The organism is Citrobacter sp. Ce006 (assembly GCF_030336535.1).
GTDB lineage: Bacteria > Pseudomonadota > Gammaproteobacteria > Enterobacterales > Enterobacteriaceae > Citrobacter > Citrobacter europaeus.
In genome coordinates this window covers 237,768-259,746 of record NZ_JAOWDO010000072.1, presented here as the reverse complement: position 1 = coordinate 259,746, position 21,979 = coordinate 237,768, and the positions used below count along the sequence as shown (strand labels likewise).

The 21,979-nt window shown below is 53.0% G+C and carries 19 protein-coding genes; 4 read left to right on the top strand and 15 right to left on the bottom strand.

Features of this window, described 5'->3' with window-relative positions; all coding sequences use genetic code 11:
* Positions 1-40 precede the first annotated feature (40 nt).
* The 5 genes from amtB to decR all read right to left on the bottom strand — a co-directional run bounded on the left by amtB (position 41) and on the right by decR (position 5,992).
* The gene (amtB, locus tag OGV94_RS15605; protein ID WP_008783954.1) at positions 41-1,327 is read right to left on the bottom strand and encodes an ammonium transporter AmtB; all 1,287 of its coding nucleotides are present in this window, start codon (positions 1,325-1,327) and stop codon (positions 41-43) included.
* 31 nt (positions 1,328-1,358) lie between these two features.
* Positions 1,359-1,697, bottom strand: a complete 339-nt coding sequence (gene glnK / locus OGV94_RS15600) for a P-II family nitrogen regulator (RefSeq protein ID WP_003021657.1) — start codon at positions 1,695-1,697, stop codon at positions 1,359-1,361.
* Between the two features lie 248 nt (positions 1,698-1,945).
* The gene (locus OGV94_RS15595; protein ID WP_043015408.1) at positions 1,946-3,724 is read right to left on the bottom strand and encodes a SmdB family multidrug efflux ABC transporter permease/ATP-binding protein; all 1,779 of its coding nucleotides are present in this window, start codon (positions 3,722-3,724) and stop codon (positions 1,946-1,948) included.
* A complete protein-coding gene (locus OGV94_RS15590; RefSeq protein ID WP_043015407.1) occupies positions 3,717-5,489 on the bottom strand; it encodes a SmdA family multidrug ABC transporter permease/ATP-binding protein in 1,773 nt (590 codons plus the stop codon). Before OGV94_RS15590 ends, OGV94_RS15595 begins: the two co-directional genes overlap by 8 nt.
* A gap of 44 nt (positions 5,490-5,533) precedes the next feature.
* Entirely contained in the window at positions 5,534-5,992 is a 459-nt protein-coding gene (decR, locus tag OGV94_RS15585) for a DNA-binding transcriptional regulator DecR (RefSeq protein ID WP_003831023.1), read from the bottom strand.
* Between the two features lie 116 nt (positions 5,993-6,108).
* Between decR and OGV94_RS15580 the strand changes: the two genes are divergently transcribed.
* Positions 6,109-7,164 (top strand): PLP-dependent cysteine synthase family protein, encoded by a 1,056-nt coding sequence (locus OGV94_RS15580; RefSeq protein ID WP_220133950.1) that lies wholly within the window; start codon positions 6,109-6,111, stop codon positions 7,162-7,164.
* Positions 7,165-7,214: 50 nt separating this feature from the next.
* Here the strand turns inward: OGV94_RS15580 and cof are convergent, their stop codons facing one another.
* Entirely contained in the window at positions 7,215-8,033 is an 819-nt protein-coding gene (cof, locus tag OGV94_RS15575) for an HMP-PP phosphatase (protein ID WP_200007574.1), read from the bottom strand.
* A gap of 100 nt (positions 8,034-8,133) precedes the next feature.
* Between cof and OGV94_RS15570 the strand changes: the two genes are divergently transcribed.
* Both OGV94_RS15570 and queC read left to right on the top strand, forming a co-directional pair.
* A complete protein-coding gene (locus OGV94_RS15570) occupies positions 8,134-9,834 on the top strand; it encodes an SgrR family transcriptional regulator (RefSeq protein WP_200007576.1) in 1,701 nt (566 codons plus the stop codon).
* A gap of 65 nt (positions 9,835-9,899) precedes the next feature.
* The gene (queC, locus tag OGV94_RS15565) at positions 9,900-10,595 is read left to right on the top strand and encodes a 7-cyano-7-deazaguanine synthase QueC (protein WP_043015404.1); all 696 of its coding nucleotides are present in this window, start codon (positions 9,900-9,902) and stop codon (positions 10,593-10,595) included.
* Between the two features lie 59 nt (positions 10,596-10,654).
* On the opposite strand, the gene fadM is transcribed toward queC, so the two are convergent.
* The 9 genes from fadM to bolA form a co-directional block, all read right to left on the bottom strand.
* A complete protein-coding gene (gene fadM / locus OGV94_RS15560; RefSeq protein WP_016152055.1) occupies positions 10,655-11,053 on the bottom strand; it encodes a long-chain acyl-CoA thioesterase FadM in 399 nt (132 codons plus the stop codon).
* A 102-nt stretch (positions 11,054-11,155) separates the two neighbouring features.
* A complete protein-coding gene (locus OGV94_RS15555; RefSeq protein WP_043015403.1) occupies positions 11,156-11,530 on the bottom strand; it encodes a helix-hairpin-helix domain-containing protein in 375 nt (124 codons plus the stop codon).
* 146 nt (positions 11,531-11,676) lie between these two features.
* Positions 11,677-13,551, bottom strand: a complete 1,875-nt coding sequence (gene ppiD / locus OGV94_RS15550; RefSeq protein WP_043015402.1) for a peptidylprolyl isomerase — start codon at positions 13,549-13,551, stop codon at positions 11,677-11,679.
* 267 nt (positions 13,552-13,818) lie between these two features.
* Positions 13,819-14,109, bottom strand: a complete 291-nt coding sequence (gene hupB, locus OGV94_RS15545) for a nucleoid-associated protein HU-beta (protein WP_219352570.1) — start codon at positions 14,107-14,109, stop codon at positions 13,819-13,821.
* A gap of 190 nt (positions 14,110-14,299) precedes the next feature.
* A complete protein-coding gene (gene lon, locus OGV94_RS15540; protein WP_038638272.1) occupies positions 14,300-16,654 on the bottom strand; it encodes an endopeptidase La in 2,355 nt (784 codons plus the stop codon).
* A 184-nt stretch (positions 16,655-16,838) separates the two neighbouring features.
* Complete coding sequence (gene clpX, locus OGV94_RS15535) at positions 16,839-18,113, bottom strand: ATP-dependent protease ATP-binding subunit ClpX (protein ID WP_003831013.1); 1,275 nt, start codon at positions 18,111-18,113, stop codon at positions 16,839-16,841.
* 126 nt (positions 18,114-18,239) lie between these two features.
* Positions 18,240-18,863, bottom strand: a complete 624-nt coding sequence (clpP, locus tag OGV94_RS15530) for an ATP-dependent Clp endopeptidase proteolytic subunit ClpP (RefSeq protein WP_003021624.1) — start codon at positions 18,861-18,863, stop codon at positions 18,240-18,242.
* 247 nt (positions 18,864-19,110) lie between these two features.
* Positions 19,111-20,409: a trigger factor gene (gene tig, locus OGV94_RS15525; protein WP_003021622.1), complete on the bottom strand. Its 1,299-nt coding sequence runs from the start codon at positions 20,407-20,409 to the stop codon at positions 19,111-19,113.
* A gap of 344 nt (positions 20,410-20,753) precedes the next feature.
* On the bottom strand, positions 20,754-21,071 hold the full coding sequence (gene bolA / locus OGV94_RS15520) for a transcriptional regulator BolA (protein ID WP_003021619.1): 318 nt from the start codon (positions 21,069-21,071) through the stop codon (positions 20,754-20,756).
* A 306-nt stretch (positions 21,072-21,377) separates the two neighbouring features.
* Between bolA and OGV94_RS15515 the strand changes: the two genes are divergently transcribed.
* Positions 21,378-21,956, top strand: coding sequence for a lipoprotein (locus OGV94_RS15515; RefSeq protein WP_016152050.1), 579 nt, complete (start codon positions 21,378-21,380; stop codon positions 21,954-21,956).
* The last annotated feature ends 23 nt before the right edge of the window (positions 21,957-21,979 follow it).

Sequence of the window (21,979 nt, the reverse complement as noted above, 5' to 3'; positions counted from 1 at the left end):
ATGGTGGCGCAAAAGCGTTGCCATCCGGCAGATTGAAACATCAAGCGTTGTAGGCGTTTTCGCCGTGACTGTTCACATCCAGACCTTCGCGTTCCTGTTCTTCCGGTACGCGCAGACCCACCGTCATATCCGCCAGCTTATAGCCAATGAAGGCCACCACGCCGGACCAGACGATGGTGATCGCCACGCTTTCCAGTTGCACCAGCAACTGATGCCCCATGGTCACGCCCTCAGCAAAGCCCACGCCGCCCAGAGAGCTGGCAGCGAAAACGCCGGTCAGGATGCAACCAACAATGCCGCACACGCCGTGAACGCCAAACACGTCGCACGGATCGTCCACGCGCAGAAAACGCTTCAGCATGGTTACGCCCCACAGGCCAGCCAGCCCCGCAACGACACCGATAATCAGCGCGCCGCCGACACCAATGTAGCCACATGCCGGTGTTACGCCTACCAGACCCGCAATAGCGCCAGAACAAGCGCCCAGCAGAGACGGTTTGCCACGCAGTGCCCATTCACCGAAGATCCATCCGAGGATGGCAGCAGCGGTGGCGACCACGGTATTGACGAAGGCCAGTGCGGCGATCTCATTCGCCGTTCCCGCTGAACCGGCGTTAAAGCCAAACCAACCAATGTAGAGAATAGCGGTGCCGGTGAAGACCATTGGCAGGTTGTGCGGTTTAAAGGCTTCTTTGCCAAAACCGACGCGTTTGCCAATCAGATACGCACCAACCAGACCGGCTATCGCCGCGTTGATGTGCACGACCGTTCCGCCGGCAAAATCCAGCGCGCCATGGGAAGCCAGCAAGCCGCCGCCCCAGACCATATGGGCAATCGGGATGTAAGACAGCGTTAACCACACCACCACGAAAATCAGCACCGCAGAGAAGCGAATACGCTCAGCCAGCGCCCCGACAATCAGCCCAACGGTAATACAGGCGAACGAACCCTGAAAAGCAACGTGAATGTACTGGTAGAAACTCCCCGTGACCGCCGTCAGCGCGATGTTCTTCAGCAATACCCAGTTGAAGTTGCCGAAGAAATTATTCCCTTCGCCAAAGGCCAGCGAGTAGCCATAAACTACCCATAAAATACAAACCAGAGCGAATGTCACTGTTACCTGAGTCAGCATCGACAGCACGTTCTTACCGCGAATCAAACCGCCGTAGAACAGCGCAATGCCAGGGATAGTCATAAACAGCACCAGCGCGGTACAGATCATCATAAAAGCGTTATCTGCTTTATCCGCAACCGCCGGTGCAGCCATCGCCAGTCCCGGCAGTAGCGCCAGTGAAGCAATACCCGTTTTCATCGTTGCTATCTTCATTTTTTGGTTTCCTATCACTGTGTGCCAGAAGTTACAGTGCGGCTTCGTCGGCTTCGCCGGTACGAATACGAATCACACGTTGCAGCTCGGCGACGAAGATTTTGCCGTCGCCAATTTTTCCGGTGTATGCCGCCTTACTGATGACATCAATCACGCCATCCAGTTGGTCGTCGGCAATCGCCACATCAATCTTTACCTTTGGCAGAAAATTGACGCTATATTCAGCCCCACGGTACAGCTCAGCATGACCTTTCTGTCGGCCAAACCCCTTCACTTCGGTGACGGTCAGCCCCTGAATACCAATAGACGACAGTGCTTCACGGACGTCTTCCAGTTTGAACGGTTTGATTACCACGGTAACCAGCTTCATAGATCCCCTCCAGTCAGAATTCAGTAGTGGCTGCAGATACACGAGAGGAATATTGCAAGGGATGTGCCAGGAATGAAAAACGCGGAATGATTCAGGTTCGCAGGGTACAGCCAGGAGAGAAAAAGAAAAAACGCACTATAACGGTGCATAGTGCGTTACATTTTTGCACCAGATTGTTGATTGCCGGATGGCGGCGTTTACGCCTTACCCGACCTACGACTCCGCGTGGCCGGATAAGCGCTGCGCCGTCAGGCGATAACAGAATCCTCTTGCGTGCTGGCGGCTAACTCTTCCCCCGCCAGCTGCAACTGATACATCTGCCAGTAACGGCCTTGCGCCGCCAGTAATTGCTGGTGCGTACCACGCTCAACCGCCTGACCGCGATGTAACACCAGAATGGTATCCGCATCGACAATCGTCGATAACCGATGCGCAATCACCACAAGCGTTGTGTGTTCACGGACCGCCGCCAGAGCTTGCTGAATGGCCTGCTCAGTACCGGAATCAATACTGGCCGTGGCTTCATCGAGGATCAGCACCTGCGGCGTTTCAACCAATACCCGCGCCAGCGCCAGCAGTTGTTTCTGCCCAACGGAGAGATTATTGCCCTGCTCACCCAGCCGGGTATGAATCCCCTCGCTCAAACCGCGGGCCAGTTCTGCCAGTTGCACGGTCTCCAGCGCCTGCCATACCCGCTCTTCTGAGATATCGCGACCCAGCGTGACGTTTGCCAGGAAGGTATCCGCCATCACCACGGGATCCTGCTGCACCATCGCGATGCCCTGACGTAACGCACCGTGGCTCAGCGAAGACAGCGGACGTCCGTCAAGTCGGATTTCACCCTGCGTCAGCGGGTAGTACCCCATCAGCAGGCTGGCCAGCGTACTTTTGCCGCTGCCGGTGTGTCCGACCAGGGCCACAAAGCTACGCGAAGGCACGGACAGACTGATGTTTTGCAGCACCAGATTGTCGTCGCGATAGGCAAATGAAACGTTATCCACCTCAATGTCACCGCTTTTGAGCGGTCGATCATCTTCACCATAGCGCTGACGAGGCCCGTCCATCAGTTCGAACACTCGCTCACCGGCGACAACCGCCTGCTGCAGCATTGACTGCTGGGTTGTCAGTTCGATAAGCGGCTCGTTTAAACGGCCGAGGTAGCTGATAAACGCATACAGCACACCAACCTCGATGGAGCTGCCAGAGGTAAAGCTGAACAGCATCAATAAACCGCAGAGGATCAGCGCCGAAAAAAGGCTCAGCAGCGGGCGCAGCAAAAATCCATCGAGTCGCAGGGTCTGCATACGCGCCATATAGTGCGAGCGGCTGGCCTCCCCCATTCTCTCGCCAAACCGCGCCTGCTGGCGGAACTGCTGGATAACGCTCATGCCGTTGATGACTTCGTTAAAGCCATCGTTAATATCCGCCAGATAAGCGCGAACCCGGCGCACTATCGGGGTGCTGTAGCGTTGATAAATCACCATCACCACCAGCACTGCCGGGAAAATAGCCATCGCCACCAGCGCCATACGCCACTCGAGGCTGAACATCGCGACCAGCATGGCGCCGATTAATGCCGCGCTGCGCAGAACCGTTGCAACCACCGTCACATACAGGTCGCGAATCACTTCGGTGTCATTGGTCACGCGGGAGATAAGCTGCCCTACGGGCTGAGTATCAAAGGCGCTGAGCGGCTGGCGCAGCGCAGCGTCCATTACGTCGGTGCGTAGCTGTTGTACTACGCCAACCGCCGCCTGGTTAAACAGCAATGACTGTGCATAATGCAGGCCTGCTGCCAGCAGTTGCAGACCGACATACGCCGCAACCAGCCCGGCGACCATCGCCAGCGGCAGATTGTTCTTCGCCACCATGTTATCGATAAAATAGCTAATCAGCAGCGGGCCGCTGACTTCCGCCGCAGCCGCCACCCACAGCATGACGACCGCAATCGCCAGCTGTTTTCGCCATGGGGAACCGTATGCCAGTAATCTTTTCAGAGTCGGCCATAATTGCCCGAAACTACGCATTAGCCGCCTCCTCGTTTATCTCTGGTGCATCAGACAGCGCCGCTTCCAGTTGCTGATAGCGGTACATATCACGATACCAGCCAGCCTGCTGCACCAGCACGTCATGCTCGCCGCGCTGGGCAATATGCCCATGCTGCATCACGATAATCTCGCTGGCTTCCGTCAGAGCCGATAAGCGGTGGGCGCTGATAATGACGGTTCGGCCTTCGCCCCACTGGCGCAGATTATGCAGGATCTGATGCTCGGTACGACCGTCCACCGCCGACAGCGCATCATCCAGGATCAGGATTTCAGCGTTCAGCAGTAGTGCCCGAGCGATAGAAATACGTTGTTTTTGCCCACCAGACAGCATCACCCCACGTTCGCCCACTTCGGTGTCGTAGCCCTGCGGAAGACGTAAAATATCCTCATGAACGCTGGCAAGGCGCGCCACATGCTCGATCTCTTCCTGCGTGGCCTGTGGGCGTCCTAACGCGATGTTATTACCGACGGTATCTGAAAACAGGAATGGCGTCTGGCTAACGACCGCCAGTCGGCTGCGCCAGCTATCAAGCTGTAAGCGCGTTAACGGGATATTATGAAAGCGTACATCGCCCTGAGTGATATCAAAATGACGCTGGATCAGCGACAGCACCGTACTTTTTCCCGCGCCGGTCGGACCACAGATGCCCAGCATCTGTCCAGGTTTAAGCTGGAAATTCACATTTTCCAGCGCCGGGTGGGTGGTCTGCGGGTAACAAAATTCACGAATCGCCACCGCCAGCTCGCCGCGTCCTTCCGGTACCGACTCAGTGCCGTCATCCACCACCGGCGCTTCGGCCAGCATAGCGCGAATCCGGCTGTAGGCAGCGCTGCCGCGTTCGACGATATTAAACATCCATGCCAACGCCAGCATCGGCCAAATCATCAGACCGAGATACATCATAAAGCTGGTGAGCTGGCCGAGCGTCAGCGAACCGTGCACCACCATCCAGCTTCCTCCGGCAATCGCCAGCAGGTTAGCCATACCAATGGCAATATAAATCGTGGGATCAAAGCGGGCGTCAATGCGCGCCACGCGCAGGTTTTTCTTACCGGTATCCTCGGCATCGGCGGCAAATAATGCCGACTGCCGATCCTCCAGACCAAAGGCCTTGATCATACGAATACTGGTCAGGCTTTCCTGAGTACGGTCATTGAGACTGGAAAACGCCGCCTGCGCCAGCTTAAAGCGATTATGGAGTCGATCGCCGTAACGTTTGATCATTATCGCCATCACCGGCATCGGCAGTAGCGCAATCAGCGTCAGTTGCCAGCTTATCTGCGTAGACATCACGATCAGCACCGCACACCCCATCACCAGCGAATCCACCAGCGTCAGCACACCTTCTCCGGCGGCAAATACGACGCGATCGACATCGTTAGTTGCACGCGCCATCAGATCGCCCGTACGGTGACGCAGATAAAATTCTGGATGCTGGCGACTCAGCTGACGGTAATAATCTTCCCGCAGTTCAACCGCCAGTTGGTAGGATGCGCCAAACAGCAGCACGCGCCAGACATAGCGCAGCAAATAAACCACCACTGCGATCAGGGCAATTGTTCCCACCCACATCAGCAGCCGCTCGGTGGTGAAGCGTTGTGTCGTCACGCCATCGACAATGATCCCAACCACTTTCGGCGGAATAAGCTGAAGGATAGCGATGATGATAAGCAAGGCCACTGCCCCGAGATAGCGACGCCACTCCCGGCGGAAGTACCAGCTTAATTGAGCAAATAATCGCACGCGTTATGTCCTGACAAGATTTCCGGCAATGAGCGCCGGGAGAATTATTCAATAGGTAGAGCAGTTGTGTATTTAATCTGTTCCATCGCAAAGCTGGAGGTGACATCAGACAGGCCCGGTACGCTGTTCACCAGGCGCTTATAGAATTCATCATAGCTTTTCATATCGGCAACCTGCACTCGCATCAGGTAGTCATACTCCCCAGCCATACGCCAGAATCCCAGAACCTCGGGCATTCCGGTCACTTCAGTGACAAAGCGGCAATACCATTCGCTGCTGTGATGCTGAGTCTTGATCAGCACAAACGCGGTGAGTCCCAGCCCCAGCTTTTCTGGATCCAACAGCGCGACTCTGCCTAGCAGGATACCGTCATCTTCAAGTCGTTTGAGACGTTTCCAGCAGGGGGTGGTAGTCAGATTAACGGCATCTGCTAACGCCTGCAAAGAAAGGGTGCAGTCCTGTTGCAGTAAGCCAAGCAGCTTGCGGTCAATTTTGTCTAACATAACCACTCCACAGAGAAGAATTTTCTCCTTACATTCTATTTTAAAGGCTAAATGGCAACAATTTTTTCCGTGCTTTTCGCTATTCTGGGCACAAAATGACAAATGGATATCTATTAATGATGAATAGCTCCTGGGTTAAAAACGCCATCAATGAAATCAACGCGGATTATCAGCGTTCTGCGGATACGCATCTCATTCGTCTGTCGCTACCGGCGTTCCCGGGCATTCAGATCTATTTAAAAGATGAGAGCACGCATCCGACCGGGAGCCTGAAGCATCGTCTGGCGCGCTCACTGTTTTTGTACGGATTGTGCAATGGCTGGATCAAAGAAGGCACCACCATCATTGAGTCATCGTCCGGTTCAACGGCGGTTTCCGAGGCTTATTTCGCCCGACTGTTAGGACTGCCGTTTATTGCCGTCATGCCTTCCTGTACGGCGAAACGTAAAATTGAACAGATTGAATTCTACGGCGGTCGCTGTCATTTCGTGGAAAGCGCCTGCGAAATCTATGCGGCTTCTGAACAGCTGGCGCGTGAGCTGAACGGTCATTACATGGATCAGTTTACTTACGCTGAACGCGCCACCGACTGGCGTGGCAATAATAATATTGCCGACAGCATCTTTCGTCAGATGCAGTGCGAGCCCAACCCCGTTCCCCGCCATATCGTGATGAGCGCCGGAACCGGCGGCACCTCAGCAACCATTGGCCGCTATATACGCTGTCAGGGCTACGACACTCAACTGATGGTTGTGGACCCGGAAAACTCGGTCTTTCTGCCCTTCTGGCAGGATCGCGATGCAACGTTGCGCAGCCCGGTAGGAAGTAAAATCGAAGGCATTGGCCGCCCGCGTGTCGAACCGTCTTTCATTCCTGACGTGGTTGATGAAATGTTGCGCGTACCGGATGCCGCAAGCGTGGCTACCGCGCACTGGCTGGAAACGCAATTGGGCCGAAAAGTCGGCGCTTCAACCGGTACCAACATGTGGGGAACCCTGCAGCTTGCCGCTCGTATGCGCGATGCAGGCGTTACCGGTTCACTGGTAACGCTACTGTGCGACAGTGGCGAACGCTATCTGGAAACCTACTACAACCCACAATGGGTCGACGCGCAGATCGGTGATTTAACGCCGTGGAAAGGGGAACTCGCCCGACTTCTGAACACCCATTAACAGGATAAAAAAAAGCCAGACGCGAAGTCTGGCTTGCTGGAAGGGATCTCTCATTCGGGGGAATAAGGTAGATGCGGATTGTCCAGCCAATGCGTCAAAAAGTGTGATACTGCCTGATTGCGGCAATGCCCAATAACCGATAAATGAGGCAGTTCGGCAATCAGTTGCGGCATCGCGTTACCCATAATCAGACCGCGACCAACGCTGCCTAACATTTCGCGATCGTTCATGGCATCGCCAAACGCCATACACTCGGCCATTGAATAACCTAAGTGCTCGCTTAGTACCGCCAGCGCAGATCCTTTGTTACAGCCCAACGGCAGTACCTCAAGACAATCAAACGCGGAAAAACAGAGATTCGCCTGTTCACCCAGCGCTTCATTCAGCTGAATGCGTAATTGGATCAGGGAGTCATGATCGCCGCAGAAACAAACTTTCGTGACCTGATGAGCAGGAATACGTTTCACTTCGACAATCTGGTAGCGAAATCCGCTATATACATGCGCCTGCAGCAGCGAGGGGATCTCTTGTCCGGTGAACCAACCGTTGTCATTAAAGACATGCATGCTGGCGGTGGTATCCCACTTCTGATGTAGCACGATATCCGCAACATTCGGATCCAGATCCTGACGGTGCAGCACATCGCCCTCAAGAGAGTGAATACGCGTGCCATTACCCGTGATCAAAAAAGCGTCCAGTGACACAGAACCCAAAATATGGCGCATCTCCAGCACATGGCGACCGGTGGCAAAGGTCAGGGTGATATCGCGTTCACGCAGGCGCGCCAGCGTTGAAAGCGTTTCGTCACCTAAATGGTGATTCGGCATCAAAAGGGTGCCATCCATATCAAATGCAGCCAGACGAGCCATTTCTTTCTCCACACTGTGACGCGGTTAACTTGTGATTCAGTATCACCTGAGATATACGGAAGTAATAGTGAATAGATAAAATGAATTGTTCCGGGTTTATATGCGATTATTGAATCGACTGAATCAGTACCAGCGCCTGTGGCAACCGTCGAACGGCGAACCACAGTCAGTGACCGTGGGCGAACTGGCCAAACGCTGTTTTTGCAGCGAGCGCCACGTGCGAACCTTGCTAAAGCAAGCGCAGGATGCTGGCTGGCTGGAGTGGTACGCTCAGTCGGGGCGCGGGAAACGCGGGCTGCTACGTTTTTTGGTGACGCCAGATTCGCTGCGCAACACCATGATGGAACAGGCGCTGCAAAAGGGAGAACAGCTCAGCGTACTTGAACTGGCTCAACTGGCGCCAGGCGAATTAAGAACGTTGCTACAACCGTTTATGGGGGGTCAGTGGCAAAACGACACGCCAACCCTGCGTATCCCCTATTACCGCCAGCTCGACCCTTTGCACCCTGGATTTCTCCCCGGTCGCGCTGAGCAACACCTCGCCGGACAACTATTTTCTGGCCTGACACGGTTCGACAGCAAGACGCAACGCCCCTGCGGAGATTTAGCCCACCACTGGAATATCTCCGCCGATGGCCTGCGCTGGGATTTCTATATTCGTTCCACCCTGCACTGGCATAACGGCGATGCGGTCAGCAGCAAGCAGCTACATCAACAATTGCAGAAGCTGTTAGCGCTACCCGCGCTGAATAAGCTGTTTATCAGCGTGAAGCGCATTGAAGTGACGCATCCCCAGTGCCTGACCTTTATTCTGCATCGCCCCGACTTCTGGCTGGCGCATCGTCTGGCAAGCTACAGCAGTCATCTGGCGCATCCTGAACATCCGTTTGTGGGTACCGGTCCGTTCCGATTGACGCTGTTTACTCCTGAACTGGTGCGTATCGAAAGTCACGATCACTACCACCTGAGTCATCCGCTGCTAAAAGCCATTGAATACTGGATAACCCCGCAACTCTTCTCCCAGGATTTGGGCACCAGCTGTCGCCATCCGGTGCAAATTGCGATTGGTAAGCCCGAAGAATTGCCCATGCTAAGCCAGGTAAGCAGCGGCATCAGCCTCGGTTTTTGCTATCTTACGCTCAGAAAAAGCGCGCGCCTGAATACGCAGCAGGCCCGCCGACTGGTCAATATTATCCACCGCTCTTCCCTGCTACAAACGCTTGAAGTGGATGAAAACCTGATTACGCCAAGCAATGCGCTGCTGCCAGGATGGACTATCCCACAATGGGATGAACTGGACGAGGTAACGCTGCCGAAAAAACTAACGCTGGCCTATCATCTGCCGGTAGAACTGCATGCGATGGCTGAACAGCTTCGCCAGGCGCTGGCGCTGCTCGGTTGTGAATTAACGCTTATTTTTCATAATGCCAAGAACTGGGATGGCGATCATCCTTTAGCCCAGGCCGACCTGATGATGGGCGACAGGCTAATTGGCGAAGCGCCTGAATATACCCTCGAACAGTGGCTGCGCTGCGATCAGCTCTGGTCACACGTATTGAGCGCGCCGGCTTATACTCATCTGCAAACCACTCTGGATGCCTTGCAAATTCAGGCTGATGAAGACGATCGTCACGCGGCTTTACAACAAGTTTTCGCCACGCTGATGCATGACGCGACCCTGACGCCGCTGTTCAATTATCACTATCGTATTAGCGCCCCTCCAGGTGTGAACGGCGTACGCCTGAACCCTCGCGGCTGGTTCGAGTTTACCGAAGCCTGGCTGCCGCCGCCTTCAGCGTGAAGAAGCTGGTCGGCGACACGCCCAGGCGCTACCATAAGCGCTTTCGTTACTAGTCAGGAAAAGCCATGAAACGTGCCGTTGTTGTATTCAGTGGAGGCCAGGACTCCACAACCTGTCTGGCGCAAGCGCTGCATCAGTATGATGAAGTGCATTGCGTGACCTTTGATTATGGTCAGCGCCACCGCGCTGAGATTGATGTCGCACGTGACCTGGCCTTAAAACTCGGCGCGCGTGCGCACAAAGTCCTTGATGTCACGCTGCTCAGCGAACTGGCCGTCAGCAGCCTGACCCGCGATAACATTCCGGTACCTGATTACGAACCTGATGCCAACGGCATCCCCAACACCTTTGTGCCTGGACGCAATATTCTGTTTTTAACGCTGGCGGCGATTTACGCGTATCAGGTACAGGCAGAAGCGGTCATTACCGGCGTTTGCGAAACGGATTTCTCCGGATACCCGGACTGTCGCGATGAGTTCGTCAAAGCCCTGAACCATGCCGTAAGCCTGGGGATGGCAAAAGATATCCGCTTTGAAACACCGTTAATGTGGATCGATAAAGCCGAAACCTGGGCACTGGCCGATTACTGGGGCAAGCTGGACCTGGTACGCGAAGAAACGCTGACCTGTTATAACGGCATCAAAGGTGACGGTTGCGGTCACTGTGCGGCGTGTAATCTGCGCGCCAACGGCCTGAACCATTATCTGGCGGATAAATCGGCGGTGATGGCGGCAATGAAGCAGAAAACCGGGTTAAAGTAATACGTTGAGTGATGCCGGATGGCGCTTTTGCTTATCCGGCCTGCAGACACTCGCAGCCACTACTTCACCATCTGCTCCAATTTTTCGCGCAACTCCCCTTCCAGCGGCAGCGCTTTTTGCGTTTTCAAATCAATGCAGACGAAGGTAATCAACGCGTCTGCCACCACCTGTCCTTCCGGCTCCAGGGTGATGGTCTGGTTCAACACGCCGCTTTTACCATTTAGCTGTTGGACCTGGCTAGTGATGGTCAGCAGGTCACTCAGCACCGCAGGTCGGCGGTAGTTAATATTAATATTAACGACCACAAAAGCGATGTTGTGTGCGGTCATCCACTGAAAGCTGTCGCTGTTTTCCAGACCATCCCAGCGGGCTTCTTCCAGAAACTCCAGATAGCGGGCATTGTTAACGTGCTGATAGACATCAAGATGAAAACCACGAACTTTGATTTGTGTTTGCATAGCGCAGGAACCTTACGTTTTTATAGGAATATATTCAGGGTAGTGAGGCCATAACTGGTATGACCTCTCTAGTGTGGCAAATATTGGCCACTGCGCAAGTTATTAAAGTGTTAAAACTGCCAAATTACGCTCAACCAGCGAGCTACCCATGCCCGGCACCTGCTTTAAGTCCTCCACCGTTTTAAACGGTCCGTACTCTTCACGATAGCTCACAATCGCCTGCGCTTTCTTCAGACCAACGCCATTCATGACTCGAGCTAAATCCTCAGCAGAAGCACTGTTGATGCTTACCCTGGTACCTTCATCGTCGCTCGCTTTAGCCGCTGACGTGGCTTTGCTTTGCGCCACTGTGGAAGCATCCGCTTTGGCTTGAGTCGCCTGACTTTTGGCGACAGGCTCTGCAGCCAGTGCGCTTTGAGCCATGCCGGCACAGGTCAATGAAAGAGTGATAAGAAGGGTTTTGATTCCATGTTTCATACTGTTTTCTCCTTGTTTGTTAACAGTGGAATCACGATAGCGGGGTGCACAACGACAGACAAACGGCAAATATCAGAAATGGAAAAGGCCGCGAAAGCGGCCTTTTGTCGATACAACTTTTTGCAATTTTTTGCGAGCAGCCTCGGTTATTGCTGCTGTTCCAGCGCGTCACCGACTTTAATTTTTGCGGCTTTACGCAGGTTGCTCATCAGCGCTTCGAAGACAATCTGCGCGTTGTTCTGGGTAATCCCCTGAACCATCGCTTTCTTCTGCGCTTCAGGCATAGAACCGGCTTTCACCTCGTCCAGCGCCAGCAGAACAACATTACCCTGCATATCGTTCGCCACGCCGTAGCTCGGTTTGTCTTTCGCTGGCAGACTCAGGCCAAAGGCCGCCTGGCTCAGCGGATCCTGCCCGGTACGGCTCAGCGTTTTCGCCTCGCCAAAGCTCAGACCCGCCGCTTTCATCGCTTCATCGCCTTTACCGGCTTTCAGATCCGCCAGCAGTTTATCGGCATCAAGCTTCGCCTGCTGCTCTGCTTTATTGTGCTTAACGAGCGCAGTTACCTGATCTTTCACTTCAGCCAGTGGCTTAACGGCTTCGGCTTTGTGTTCTGCAATACGCAATACAAACGCACGATCGCCGTCCACGGTGATGATGTCGGAGTTACTGCCAGGCGTACCGTTTTCGCCAACCAGACCACCATTGAAAATGATGTCAGCGACCGGTTTGAAGTTCAGTTCTTCTGGCAGGCTGTCACGACTAAACCAGCCCGTCTCAACCGCTTTCATGCCAGCAGCCTGCTCCGCGCCCGCCAGGGATTCGTTATCGTTGCTGGCGGCATCGCTCACTTTCTGCTGCAGTGCGTAATACGCGTCCAGCGCTTTTTCCTGCTTCACTTTCGCCGCAATGTCGTCACGGGCTTCGCTCAGCGGTTTAACCTGTGCAGGTTGTACGTCGTCAAGACGCGCAACGAGGAAACCAACGGAAGACTTAATCACGCCTGACAGCTGGCCTTTTTCTTTCAGACCAGCACTTTTCAGCTCATCCGGAGTGGTGGAATCTTCCAGCCATCCCATGTCGCCGCCTTTACGGGCAGAGATGATGTCAGCAGATTTTTCTTTTGCCAGCGCAGCGAAATCACCGCCTTTGTTCAGCTCGTCCAGCACCGCTTTGGCTTCATCTTCCGTTTTGGTCTGAATGATGCTGTAGCGGTTACGCTGCGGCTGAGTGAACTGGTCCTGATGCTGGTCGTAGTAAGACTGAATATCCGCATCGCTGGCCGTCTCCTGCATAGCAGCGGCGTCCAGCTTGATGTAGCTCACGCGGAACTGTTCCGGCGTCATAAAGTTGTTTTTATTTTGCTCGTAGTAGCTGGCAACTTCCTGCTCGGTAACAGACTGCTTCGCGGCCAGTGCGTTAACGTCAATCGTCGCCTCGCGAACGATACGCTGCTGTGCAACCAGCGCCGCCAGCTCGTCCGTTTCGCCTTTCAGCATGAAGTCCGTACCGGCAACACCGTTGATCAGCTGCTGGGTAGTGAGCTGATTACGTAATGCCTGAGCGTACTGATCGGCGGTCATTCCCATCTGATTAACAATCGCGTTGTAGCGGTTGTTATCAAATTTGCCGTCCACCTGGAACGCAGGCGTGGCGAAAATAGCCTGTTTGACCTGATCGTCGCTGATGTTGAGCTTAAGCTCGTGGGAGTACTGATCCAGCAGCGCTTCGTCAATAAGACGATTCAGCACCTGCTGACGCAGCGTTTTCATGTAGCCTTCGTTCGCAGCCAGTTCGGAGTATTGATCGCCCAGCTGTTGCTGCATGCGGTTACGTTCGCTGTTGAACGCATTCTCGAACTGCCCGCGGCTGATCTCCTGGCCATTCACTTTGGCGGCGAAGTTATTGCCCCCGCCAATCAGGTAACCACTCACGCCGGTCAAAATGAACGACACGATAATGATACCGAAAATAATCTTGAGCACGAGACTGTTAGCAGCCGTGCGTAAGCTGTCCATCATGGTGTAACCACACTCCGCTGTAGATGACTATACGCGTTATCTCTCAAGCCGCCTGCGCGCAGGCACAACAACGGCGGCAAGGATTTTGAGTATATATGCTTCACGCAGCATAGCGTTTCCTGAACGCTGCGCACAAAGGTCTATTGTGACAAGAAACAGGGGCAATTGTCAGCCCACAACGCGTAGAAAGTACCGGAATTACAAATAAAAAAGGCACATCAGTCGATGCGCCCTTGTACTTCGTCACATCCCCAAAGGGGAAATCACTTAGTTTACCGCGTCTTTCAGTGCTTTACCTGCACGGAAGCCCGGTACTTTAGCCGCGGCGATGGTGATCTCTTTACCTGTTTGCGGGTTGCGACCAGTACGGGCAGCACGCTCTTTAACGGCAAAAGTACCAAAACCTACCAGCGCTACGTCATCACCTTCTTTCAGAGATTCAGTAACAGAAGCAATAATTGCATCTAACGCACGTCCAGCCGCAGCTTTAGAGATATCAGCCCCTGCAGCAATTTTGTCGATCAGTTGAGATTTATTCACTCTTCTCTTCCTCTTTATAATTTATATCGCACCTGAATCCTTCAAAGTGCGAACGCGCAGCAGTTATATCAGGCCTGCCATGCCCTTACAACACCCGTTAATGATGGCAAGCCCAATCCGTCATCTAAATTAGCTATACAAAAAAAGGCTGGCAAGTCCGAAATGGCCTGCCAGCCCTGTTTTTATTAGTGCTCTTTGCGCGAGGTCACTATTTTGCGGTCACAACCTGCATTCCGGAGGGCTCATTTTGCAACGCAAGCGTCAGAACCTCCTCAATGCGTTTCACCGGATGGATGTCCAGATCGGCAATCACGTTGTCCGGAATCTCTTCCAGGTCACGTTTGTTTTCGTCTGGAATTAAGACCGTTTTAATACCACCACGGTGTGCCGCCAGCAGTTTTTCTTTCAAACCACCAATAGGCAGAACCTGACCACGCAGGGTGATCTCGCCGGTCATCGCCACGTCGGCGCGTACCGGGTTACCGGTCAGACAAGACACCAGCGCGGTACACATGGCAATACCCGCACTTGGACCATCTTTCGGCGTCGCCCCTTCAGGTACGTGAACGTGGATGTCGCGTTTTTCGTAAAAGTCCGGATTAATACCCAGTTTTTCCGCACGCGCCCGCACCACGGTCAGTGCTGCCTGAATGGATTCCTGCATGACTTCACCCAGCGAACCGGTGTAGGTCAGCTTACCTTTACCCGGTACGCAGGCGGTTTCGATAGTCAGCAGATCGCCGCCCACTTCCGTCCACGCCAGACCCGTTACCTGACCAACGCGGTTTTCGTTGTCCGCGCGGCCATAGTCAAAGCGTTGAACGCCCAGGTAGTCGTGCAGGTTATCACCATTGATCACGATGTGTTTCAGCGACTTGTCGAGCAGCAGCTGTTTCACCGCTTTACGGCACAGTTTGGAGATTTCGCGCTCCAGACTACGCACGCCGGCTTCACGGGTGTAGTAACGAATAATGCCCACAATGGCGCTATCGTCGACCGTTAGCTCGCCTTTTTTCAGCGCATTACGCTCAATCTGTTTCGGCAACAGGTGACGTTTAGCAATGTTCAGCTTCTCGTCTTCGGTATAACCGGACAGACGGATCACTTCCATACGATCCAGCAACGGCGCTGGAATATTCATGGAGTTAGAGGTCGCAACGAACATCACGTCGCTGAGGTCGTAGTCCACTTCCAGGTAGTGATCGCTGAACGCCACGTTCTGCTCTGGATCCAGCACCTCAAGCAGTGCGGAAGCCGGATCGCCACGCATGTCAGAAGACATTTTGTCGATCTCATCGAGCAGGAACAGCGGGTTTTTAACGCCCACTTTAGCCATTTTCTGGATCAGTTTACCCGGCATAGAGCCAATATAGGTCCGGCGGTGACCGCGAATTTCAGCTTCATCACGCACGCCGCCCAGCGCCATACGAATATATTTACGTCCGGTGGCTTTAGCGATGGACTGTCCCAGAGAAGTTTTACCTACCCCCGGCGGCCCAACCAGGCACAGGATCGGTCCCTTGATTTTGTTCACACGGCTTTGAACCGCGAGATACTCAAGGATACGATCTTTGACGCGTTCCAGACCGTAGTGGTCAGTATCGAGGATTTCCTGCGCCTGACGCAGGTCTTTTTTGACCTTGCTACGCGCATTCCACGGTACCTGAACCATCCAGTCGATGTAGCCACGCACTACGGTCGCTTCCGCGGACATCGGAGACATCATTTTCAGCTTCTGCAGTTCTGCTTCCGCTTTCTCTTTTGCCTCTTTCGGCATTTTCGCCGCGTCGATTTTACGCTTCAACGCTTCGTTTTCGTCCGGCGCATCGTCCATCTCGCCGAGCTCTTTCTGAATGGCTTTCATCTGCTCGTTCAGATAGTACTCACGCTGGGATTTTTCCATCTGCTTTTTCACGCGGTTGCGAATGCGTTTCTCAACCTGCAGCAGATCAATTTCAGACTCCATCATCGCCATCAGATATTCCAGACGTTCGTTAACGTCGGACATCTCCAGCACGGACTGCTTGTCAGCCAGTTTCAGCGGCATGTGTGCAGCGATGGTGTCCGCCAGACGTGCAGGATCGTCAATGCTGTTCAGCGACGTCAGCACTTCTGGTGGGATTTTCTTGTTCAGCTTGATATAGCCTTCGAACTGGCTGATAGCGGTACGCACCAGCACTTCCTGTTCGCGCTCATCAATGGCTGGCGAGTCAAGGTACTCCGCTTTCGCAGAGAAATGCTCGCCGTTGTCAGACAGCGCAGAAATACGCGCGCGCTGTAACCCCTCGACCAGCACTTTTACGGTGCCGTCAGGCAGTTTCAGCATCTGCAGAATAGAGGCCACGGTCCCGACGGTGAAAAGATCGTTTACACCCGGCTCATCCGTTGACGCTTCTTTCTGTGCGACCAGCATGATTTTTTTATCATGGTCCATAGCCGCTTCCAGACAACGGATAGATTTTTCCCGCCCTACAAATAAGGGTATGACCATGTGCGGATAAACCACCACATCGCGCAACGGCAATACGGGGATTTCAATGCGTTCAGAACGCTCAGGATTCATAGAGCTCTCTCTTAGTTTAGTTTCCGCCAGGTAATCAGGTGGTACGACTGTGCTCCACACCACCTTTAACATGTATGTCAGTATATGGGGATGTTTCCCACACATTCAACGCCATGTTTACGGAAAAATAAAAGGGGAGATAAAATCCCCCCTTTTTAATTAAATGTCTGTATGAATTGATGAATTATTCGCCAGATGCCTGCTGCGCTTCCGGCTTACCGTAAATCAGCAACGGCTTGCTCTGACCGCCAATCACCGACTCATCGATCACCACTTTTTCGACGTCTTCCATAGACGGCAGATCGTACATGGTGTCGAGCAGCGCGGCTTCGACGATTGAACGCAGACCACGAGCACCAGTTTTACGCGCCATCGCTTTCTTGGCGATCGCATCCAGCGCTTCCTCACGGAATTCCAGATCGACACCTTCAAGATTGAACAGCGCCTGGTACTGCTTGGTCAGGGCGTTTTTCGGCTCTTTGAGGATCTGGATCAATGCTTCTTCGCTCAGCTCGCTCAGCGTCGCGACAACCGGCAGACGACCGATGAACTCAGGGATCAGACCAAATTTGATCAGATCTTCTGGTTCTACCTGCGACAGCAGTTCACCTTCGCTGGCTTTGTCAGACTGCGCTTTTACCGTTGCGCCAAAACCAATGCCGGAGCCGGTTTCAACACGGTTAGCAATCACTTTATCCAGACCGGCAAAGGCACCGCCACAGATAAACAGGATCTTAGAGGTGTCAACCTGCAGGAATTCCTGTTGAGGATGTTTACGACCACCCTGCGGCGGAACGGCAGCAACCGTACCTTCGATCAGTTTCAACAGCGCCTGCTGTACGCCTTCGCCGGAAACGTCACGGGTAATGGACGGGTTATCGGACTTACGAGAAATCTTGTCAATTTCATCGATATAGACGATCCCGCGCTGTGCTTTCTGCACATCGTAATCGCATTTCTGCAGCAGTTTCTGAATAATGTTCTCAACATCTTCCCCCACATAACCGGCTTCGGTCAGCGTGGTGGCGTCGGCCATCGTGAACGGAACGTCCAGCAGGCGCGCCAGCGTTTCAGCCAGCAGCGTTTTACCGGAACCCGTCGGGCCAATCAGCAGGATGTTACTTTTGCCCAACTCGACGCCATTGCTGGTGTCGCCGTTGCGCAGACGTTTGTAATGGTTGTATACCGCGACCGCCAGCACTTTCTTCGCCTGCTCCTGACCGATAACGTAATCGTCCAGGTGGTTGCGAATTTCATGTGGCGTCGGCAGCGCACTGCGTTCACGGTGCGGTGCTACTTCCTTAATCTCTTCGCGAATGATGTCGTTACATAAATCAACACATTCGTCGCAGATATACACGGATGGTCCGGCAATCAGCTTACGCACTTCATGCTGGCTTTTGCCGCAAAAAGAGCAGTACAACAATTTGCCCGAGCCATCTTTGCGTTTATCTGTCATGGGTCAAAACCTCTTCTTTGTTCTTTGTGCCGCACACGACGACGCAAATGCCATTCTCAGGCGCAAGACGCTAGTCAGCGTTGTGCCGCTCCAGGTAATTATAGCGGCACACCTGCGCGCTGGGCATTAATTACGATGGGTCAAAATCGAGTCGACCAGACCGTACTCTACCGCTTCAGAAGCGGAGAGGAAGCGATCGCGCTCGGTATCACGTTCAATCTGCTCAAGAGATTGACCCGTATGATGCGCCATAAGTTCGTTCATGCGCCCTTTTACCTTCAGGATTTCACGGGCATGAATTTCAATATCCGTTGCCTGGCCCTGGTAACCGCCCAGAGGCTGGTGGATCATGACGCGAGAGTTAGGCAGGCAAAAACGTTTACCTTTCGCCCCGGCAGTCAGCAGGAACGCGCCCATTGAGGCCGCCTGGCCCATACAAATGGTGCTGACGTCCGGCTTAATAAACTGCATGGTGTCATAGATAGACATCCCGGCAGTGATCACTCCACCAGGGGAGTTGATGTACAGGTAGATATCTTTTTCTGGGTTTTCTGCTTCCAGGAACAGCATCTGCGCCACGATCAGGTTAGCCATATGGTCTTCGACCTGGCCGGTCAGAAAAATGACGCGTTCCTTAAGTAGACGAGAATAGATATCAAAAGAGCGCTCACCACGTGAGGTCTGTTCAATGACCATCGGCACCAGCGCCATATGGGGTGCAAAGTTATCTCGTTCGCCGCTGTATGACATTTCCGTCTCCTGGATAAAATTTGAAAAAACCTGCTGTGCTGATTGTAACCTTATGGACGGATTATCAGCTAGTCCCTCAGTAATGGGTACGACATCGCCATAATTCAAGCATAACAATCTTTTGTTGTAACGCTAACACTGAAACGCTGTTTTCGCACTCTTCCCATGCAAAATGCGTGACAAAAAAAAACCCGCCACCAAAAGGTGACGGGCTTGCGTACGAAATTCGAGCTAAAAAAGCGACGAATTACGCCTGCTGGTTCATCAGCTCGTTGAAGGAAGTGGCTTTTTCAGTCACTTTCGCTTTCGCCAGAACGGCTTCAACAGCCTGCTCTTCCAGAGCGACGTTACGCATATTGTCCATCAGCTCTTTATTTTTGCTGTAGAACTCAACAACTTCTTTCGGATCTTCGTAAGCAGAAGCCATCTCTTCGATCAGGCCTTTAACGCGATCTTCATCAGCTTTCAGCTCGTTGGTGCGAATCACTTCGCCCAGCAGCAGACCGACAACTACGCGACGCTTAGCCTGTTCTTCGAACAGTTCACGCGGCAGTTCCAGAGCTTGTTTCTCGTTGCCGCCGAAACGCTGTGCAGCCTGACGACGCAGAACGTCGATTTCGCTGTCGATCAGAGCAGCCGGAACGTCGATGTCGTTAGCTTTTACCAGACCTTCGATCGCCTGAGACTTAACGCGGTTACGCACAGCGCCTTTCAGCTCGCGTTCCATGTTTTTGCGTACTTCAGCGCGCAGACCTGCTACGGAACCATCTTCAACGCCGAAACGTTTGATGAATTCTTCAGTCAGTTCCGGCAGCTCGCGTTCTTCAACTTTCTTCAGGTTGATAACGAACTTAGCGGCTTTACCTTTCAGGTTTTCAGCGTGGTACTCTTCTGGGAAAGTCACGTCAATAGTGAATTCTTCACCAGCTTTGTGGCCTTTAACGCCTTCTTCGAAGCCTGGGATCATACGACCCTGGCCCATCGCCAGTACGAAGTCAGACGCTTTGCCGCCTTCGAACTCTTCGCCGTCTACAGAACCGGTGAAGTCGATGGTTACACGGTCTTCTGCATCTGCAGCGCCGTCTTTGTCTTTCCAGGTAGCCTGCTGCTTACGCAGGGTATCCAGCATCACGTCAACGTCAGCGTCGGTGACTTCAACAACCGGTTTTTCAACTTCGATTGCTTCCAGGCCAGTCAGCTCAACTTCCGGGTAAACTTCGAACTCTACCGCGTAAGTAAAATCTTCACCCAGTTTGTATTCGCCCGGAACGTAGTTCGGTGCGCCAGCCGGATTGATTTTTTCTTTGATGATCGCGTCAACGAAGTTGCGGCTCATCAGGTCACCCAGAACGTCCTGGCGAACAGATGCGCCATAACGCTGAGCAACAACATTCATCGGTACTTTTCCTTTGCGGAAACCGTCAATACGCACTTTCTTCGCTACGTTGACCAGCTCGCTTTTCACAGCGGTCTCGATGCTGTCAGCAGCGATAGTAATCGTTACACGGCGGCCAAGGCCTTGAGTGGTTTCAACTGAAACTTGCATCTTGTTACCTCAAAAAATCACAGTGCTCGGTCAACTCTTCTCCGCAAGCACAGGTTGTTGGCTTCGCGGAACTGGGATGTTCTCATAAGCAATCACATTCCCTGTCGTCAGAATCATCCCGAAGACATTCCGAAAAATAAGACGCGCATTATAGCGGCATCACTTTTATGAGTCGAGAACGGTTATCGCGCGTTGCTGCGGCTTTTTTCACAATTCCCGGCTAATTTTTGTCTGAATACTGTACGAGCGCCCCAGAATTCAGACAAAACAAAACGGCCCGCAGGCCGTTTTCACATAATCTGTAGCAACATACTGGAAAAGCGTCGGTTGTTGCAAATCCGTTTTTACGCGATGCTTCCCGCCCCACGACACGGAGGCGATGCAAAAATCGTATCCTGCAACGCTTCCCACTCCTTAATGGTATAGGTATGCAGGGCAAGCGCATGAACGGTTGTGGAAAGCTCCGCCGTTAATGTGCTGTAAATCATCCGATGACGATTAAGAAAACGTTCACCTGTAAAGCGATCGCTAACCAGCACAACCTTAAAGTGGCTTTCAGAACCAGCCGGGACATTGTGACGATAGCTTTCATCCACAACTTCGAGGAATACGGGTTCGAACGCTGCCCTTAATTTTTCTTCTATTTGCTCACGAATCATCATGAAATTTTTCCTCCGACAACGCTGAGATGTCACCCATCCCTTTAAATACTAGCCGCTTTTACCGTTTTCATTACACCTTAGCAACAAAAAATTAGCCCTTGTCTGATTTTCTCAGCCAAACGGATGAAGTTCACTGAATCCACCCTTCGATTTATTGCAAAAAGTCCGTTTATGGTCTCCACAAAGTCATAAAACGGACAACACAATGAATTTACATGCGTTACCCACTTCCCCTCATCGTTGGCGATGTTATGATGGCGGGAATTTTCTCCAACCATACAATTTAGATTCGCTGAGAGCCCTGGCATGTTTAAAAAAATCCTCGTCCCGTTTGTCGCGCTGTTTATGTTAGCTGGATGCGCAACGCCACCGACCACTATTGAAGTTTCCCCAAAAATCACTCTGCCGCAGCAGGACCCAAGCCTGATGGGCGTGACCGTTAGCATCAACGGTGCCGACCAGCGTCAGGATCAGGCGCTGGCAAAAGTCACCCGTGACAACCAGTTGGTTACCCTGACCGCGTCTCGCGATCTGCGCTTCCTGCTGCAAGAAGTACTGGAAAAACAGATGACCGCACGCGGTTATATGATTGGGCCAAACGGTGCAGTCAACCTGCAAATTATTGTTAGCCAACTGTATGCTGACGTGTCTCAGGGTAGCGTGCGTTACAACATCGCCACCAAGGCAGACATCGCCATCATCGCGACCGCCGCTAACGGCAACAAGATGACCAAAAACTACCGCGCAAGCTATTCTGTTGAAGGCGCACTGCAGGCCTCTAACAAAAATATCGCTGACGCCGTTAACAGCGTACTGACCGACACCATCGCTGATATGTCTCAGGACACCAGCGTTCACGATTTCATCAAGCAGAACGCTCGTTAATTTCTGCCCATATGGCCCGGCGC

Coding starts and splice junctions, on each gene's coding strand:
- amtB (WP_008783954.1), bottom strand. CDS start 1,327: ATGAAGATAGCAACGATGAAAACGGGTATTGCTTCACTGGCGCTACTG.
- glnK (WP_003021657.1), bottom strand. CDS start 1,697: ATGAAGCTGGTTACCGTGGTAATCAAACCGTTCAAACTGGAAGACGTC.
- OGV94_RS15595 (WP_043015408.1), bottom strand. CDS start 3,724: ATGCGTAGTTTCGGGCAATTATGGCCGACTCTGAAAAGATTACTGGCA.
- decR (WP_003831023.1), bottom strand. CDS start 5,992: ATGTTAGACAAAATTGACCGCAAGCTGCTTGGCTTACTGCAACAGGAC.
- OGV94_RS15580 (WP_220133950.1), top strand. CDS start 6,109: ATGATGAATAGCTCCTGGGTTAAAAACGCCATCAATGAAATCAACGCG.
- cof (WP_200007574.1), bottom strand. CDS start 8,033: ATGGCTCGTCTGGCTGCATTTGATATGGATGGCACCCTTTTGATGCCG.
- OGV94_RS15570 (WP_200007576.1), top strand. CDS start 8,134: ATGCGATTATTGAATCGACTGAATCAGTACCAGCGCCTGTGGCAACCG.
- queC (WP_043015404.1), top strand. CDS start 9,900: ATGAAACGTGCCGTTGTTGTATTCAGTGGAGGCCAGGACTCCACAACC.
- fadM (WP_016152055.1), bottom strand. CDS start 11,053: ATGCAAACACAAATCAAAGTTCGTGGTTTTCATCTTGATGTCTATCAG.
- OGV94_RS15555 (WP_043015403.1), bottom strand. CDS start 11,530: ATGAAACATGGAATCAAAACCCTTCTTATCACTCTTTCATTGACCTGT.
- ppiD (WP_043015402.1), bottom strand. CDS start 13,551: ATGATGGACAGCTTACGCACGGCTGCTAACAGTCTCGTGCTCAAGATT.
- lon (WP_038638272.1), bottom strand. CDS start 16,654: ATGAATCCTGAGCGTTCTGAACGCATTGAAATCCCCGTATTGCCGTTG.
- clpX (WP_003831013.1), bottom strand. CDS start 18,113: ATGACAGATAAACGCAAAGATGGCTCGGGCAAATTGTTGTACTGCTCT.
- clpP (WP_003021624.1), bottom strand. CDS start 18,863: ATGTCATACAGCGGCGAACGAGATAACTTTGCACCCCATATGGCGCTG.
- tig (WP_003021622.1), bottom strand. CDS start 20,409: ATGCAAGTTTCAGTTGAAACCACTCAAGGCCTTGGCCGCCGTGTAACG.
- bolA (WP_003021619.1), bottom strand. CDS start 21,071: ATGATGATTCGTGAGCAAATAGAAGAAAAATTAAGGGCAGCGTTCGAA.
- OGV94_RS15515 (WP_016152050.1), top strand. CDS start 21,378: ATGTTTAAAAAAATCCTCGTCCCGTTTGTCGCGCTGTTTATGTTAGCT.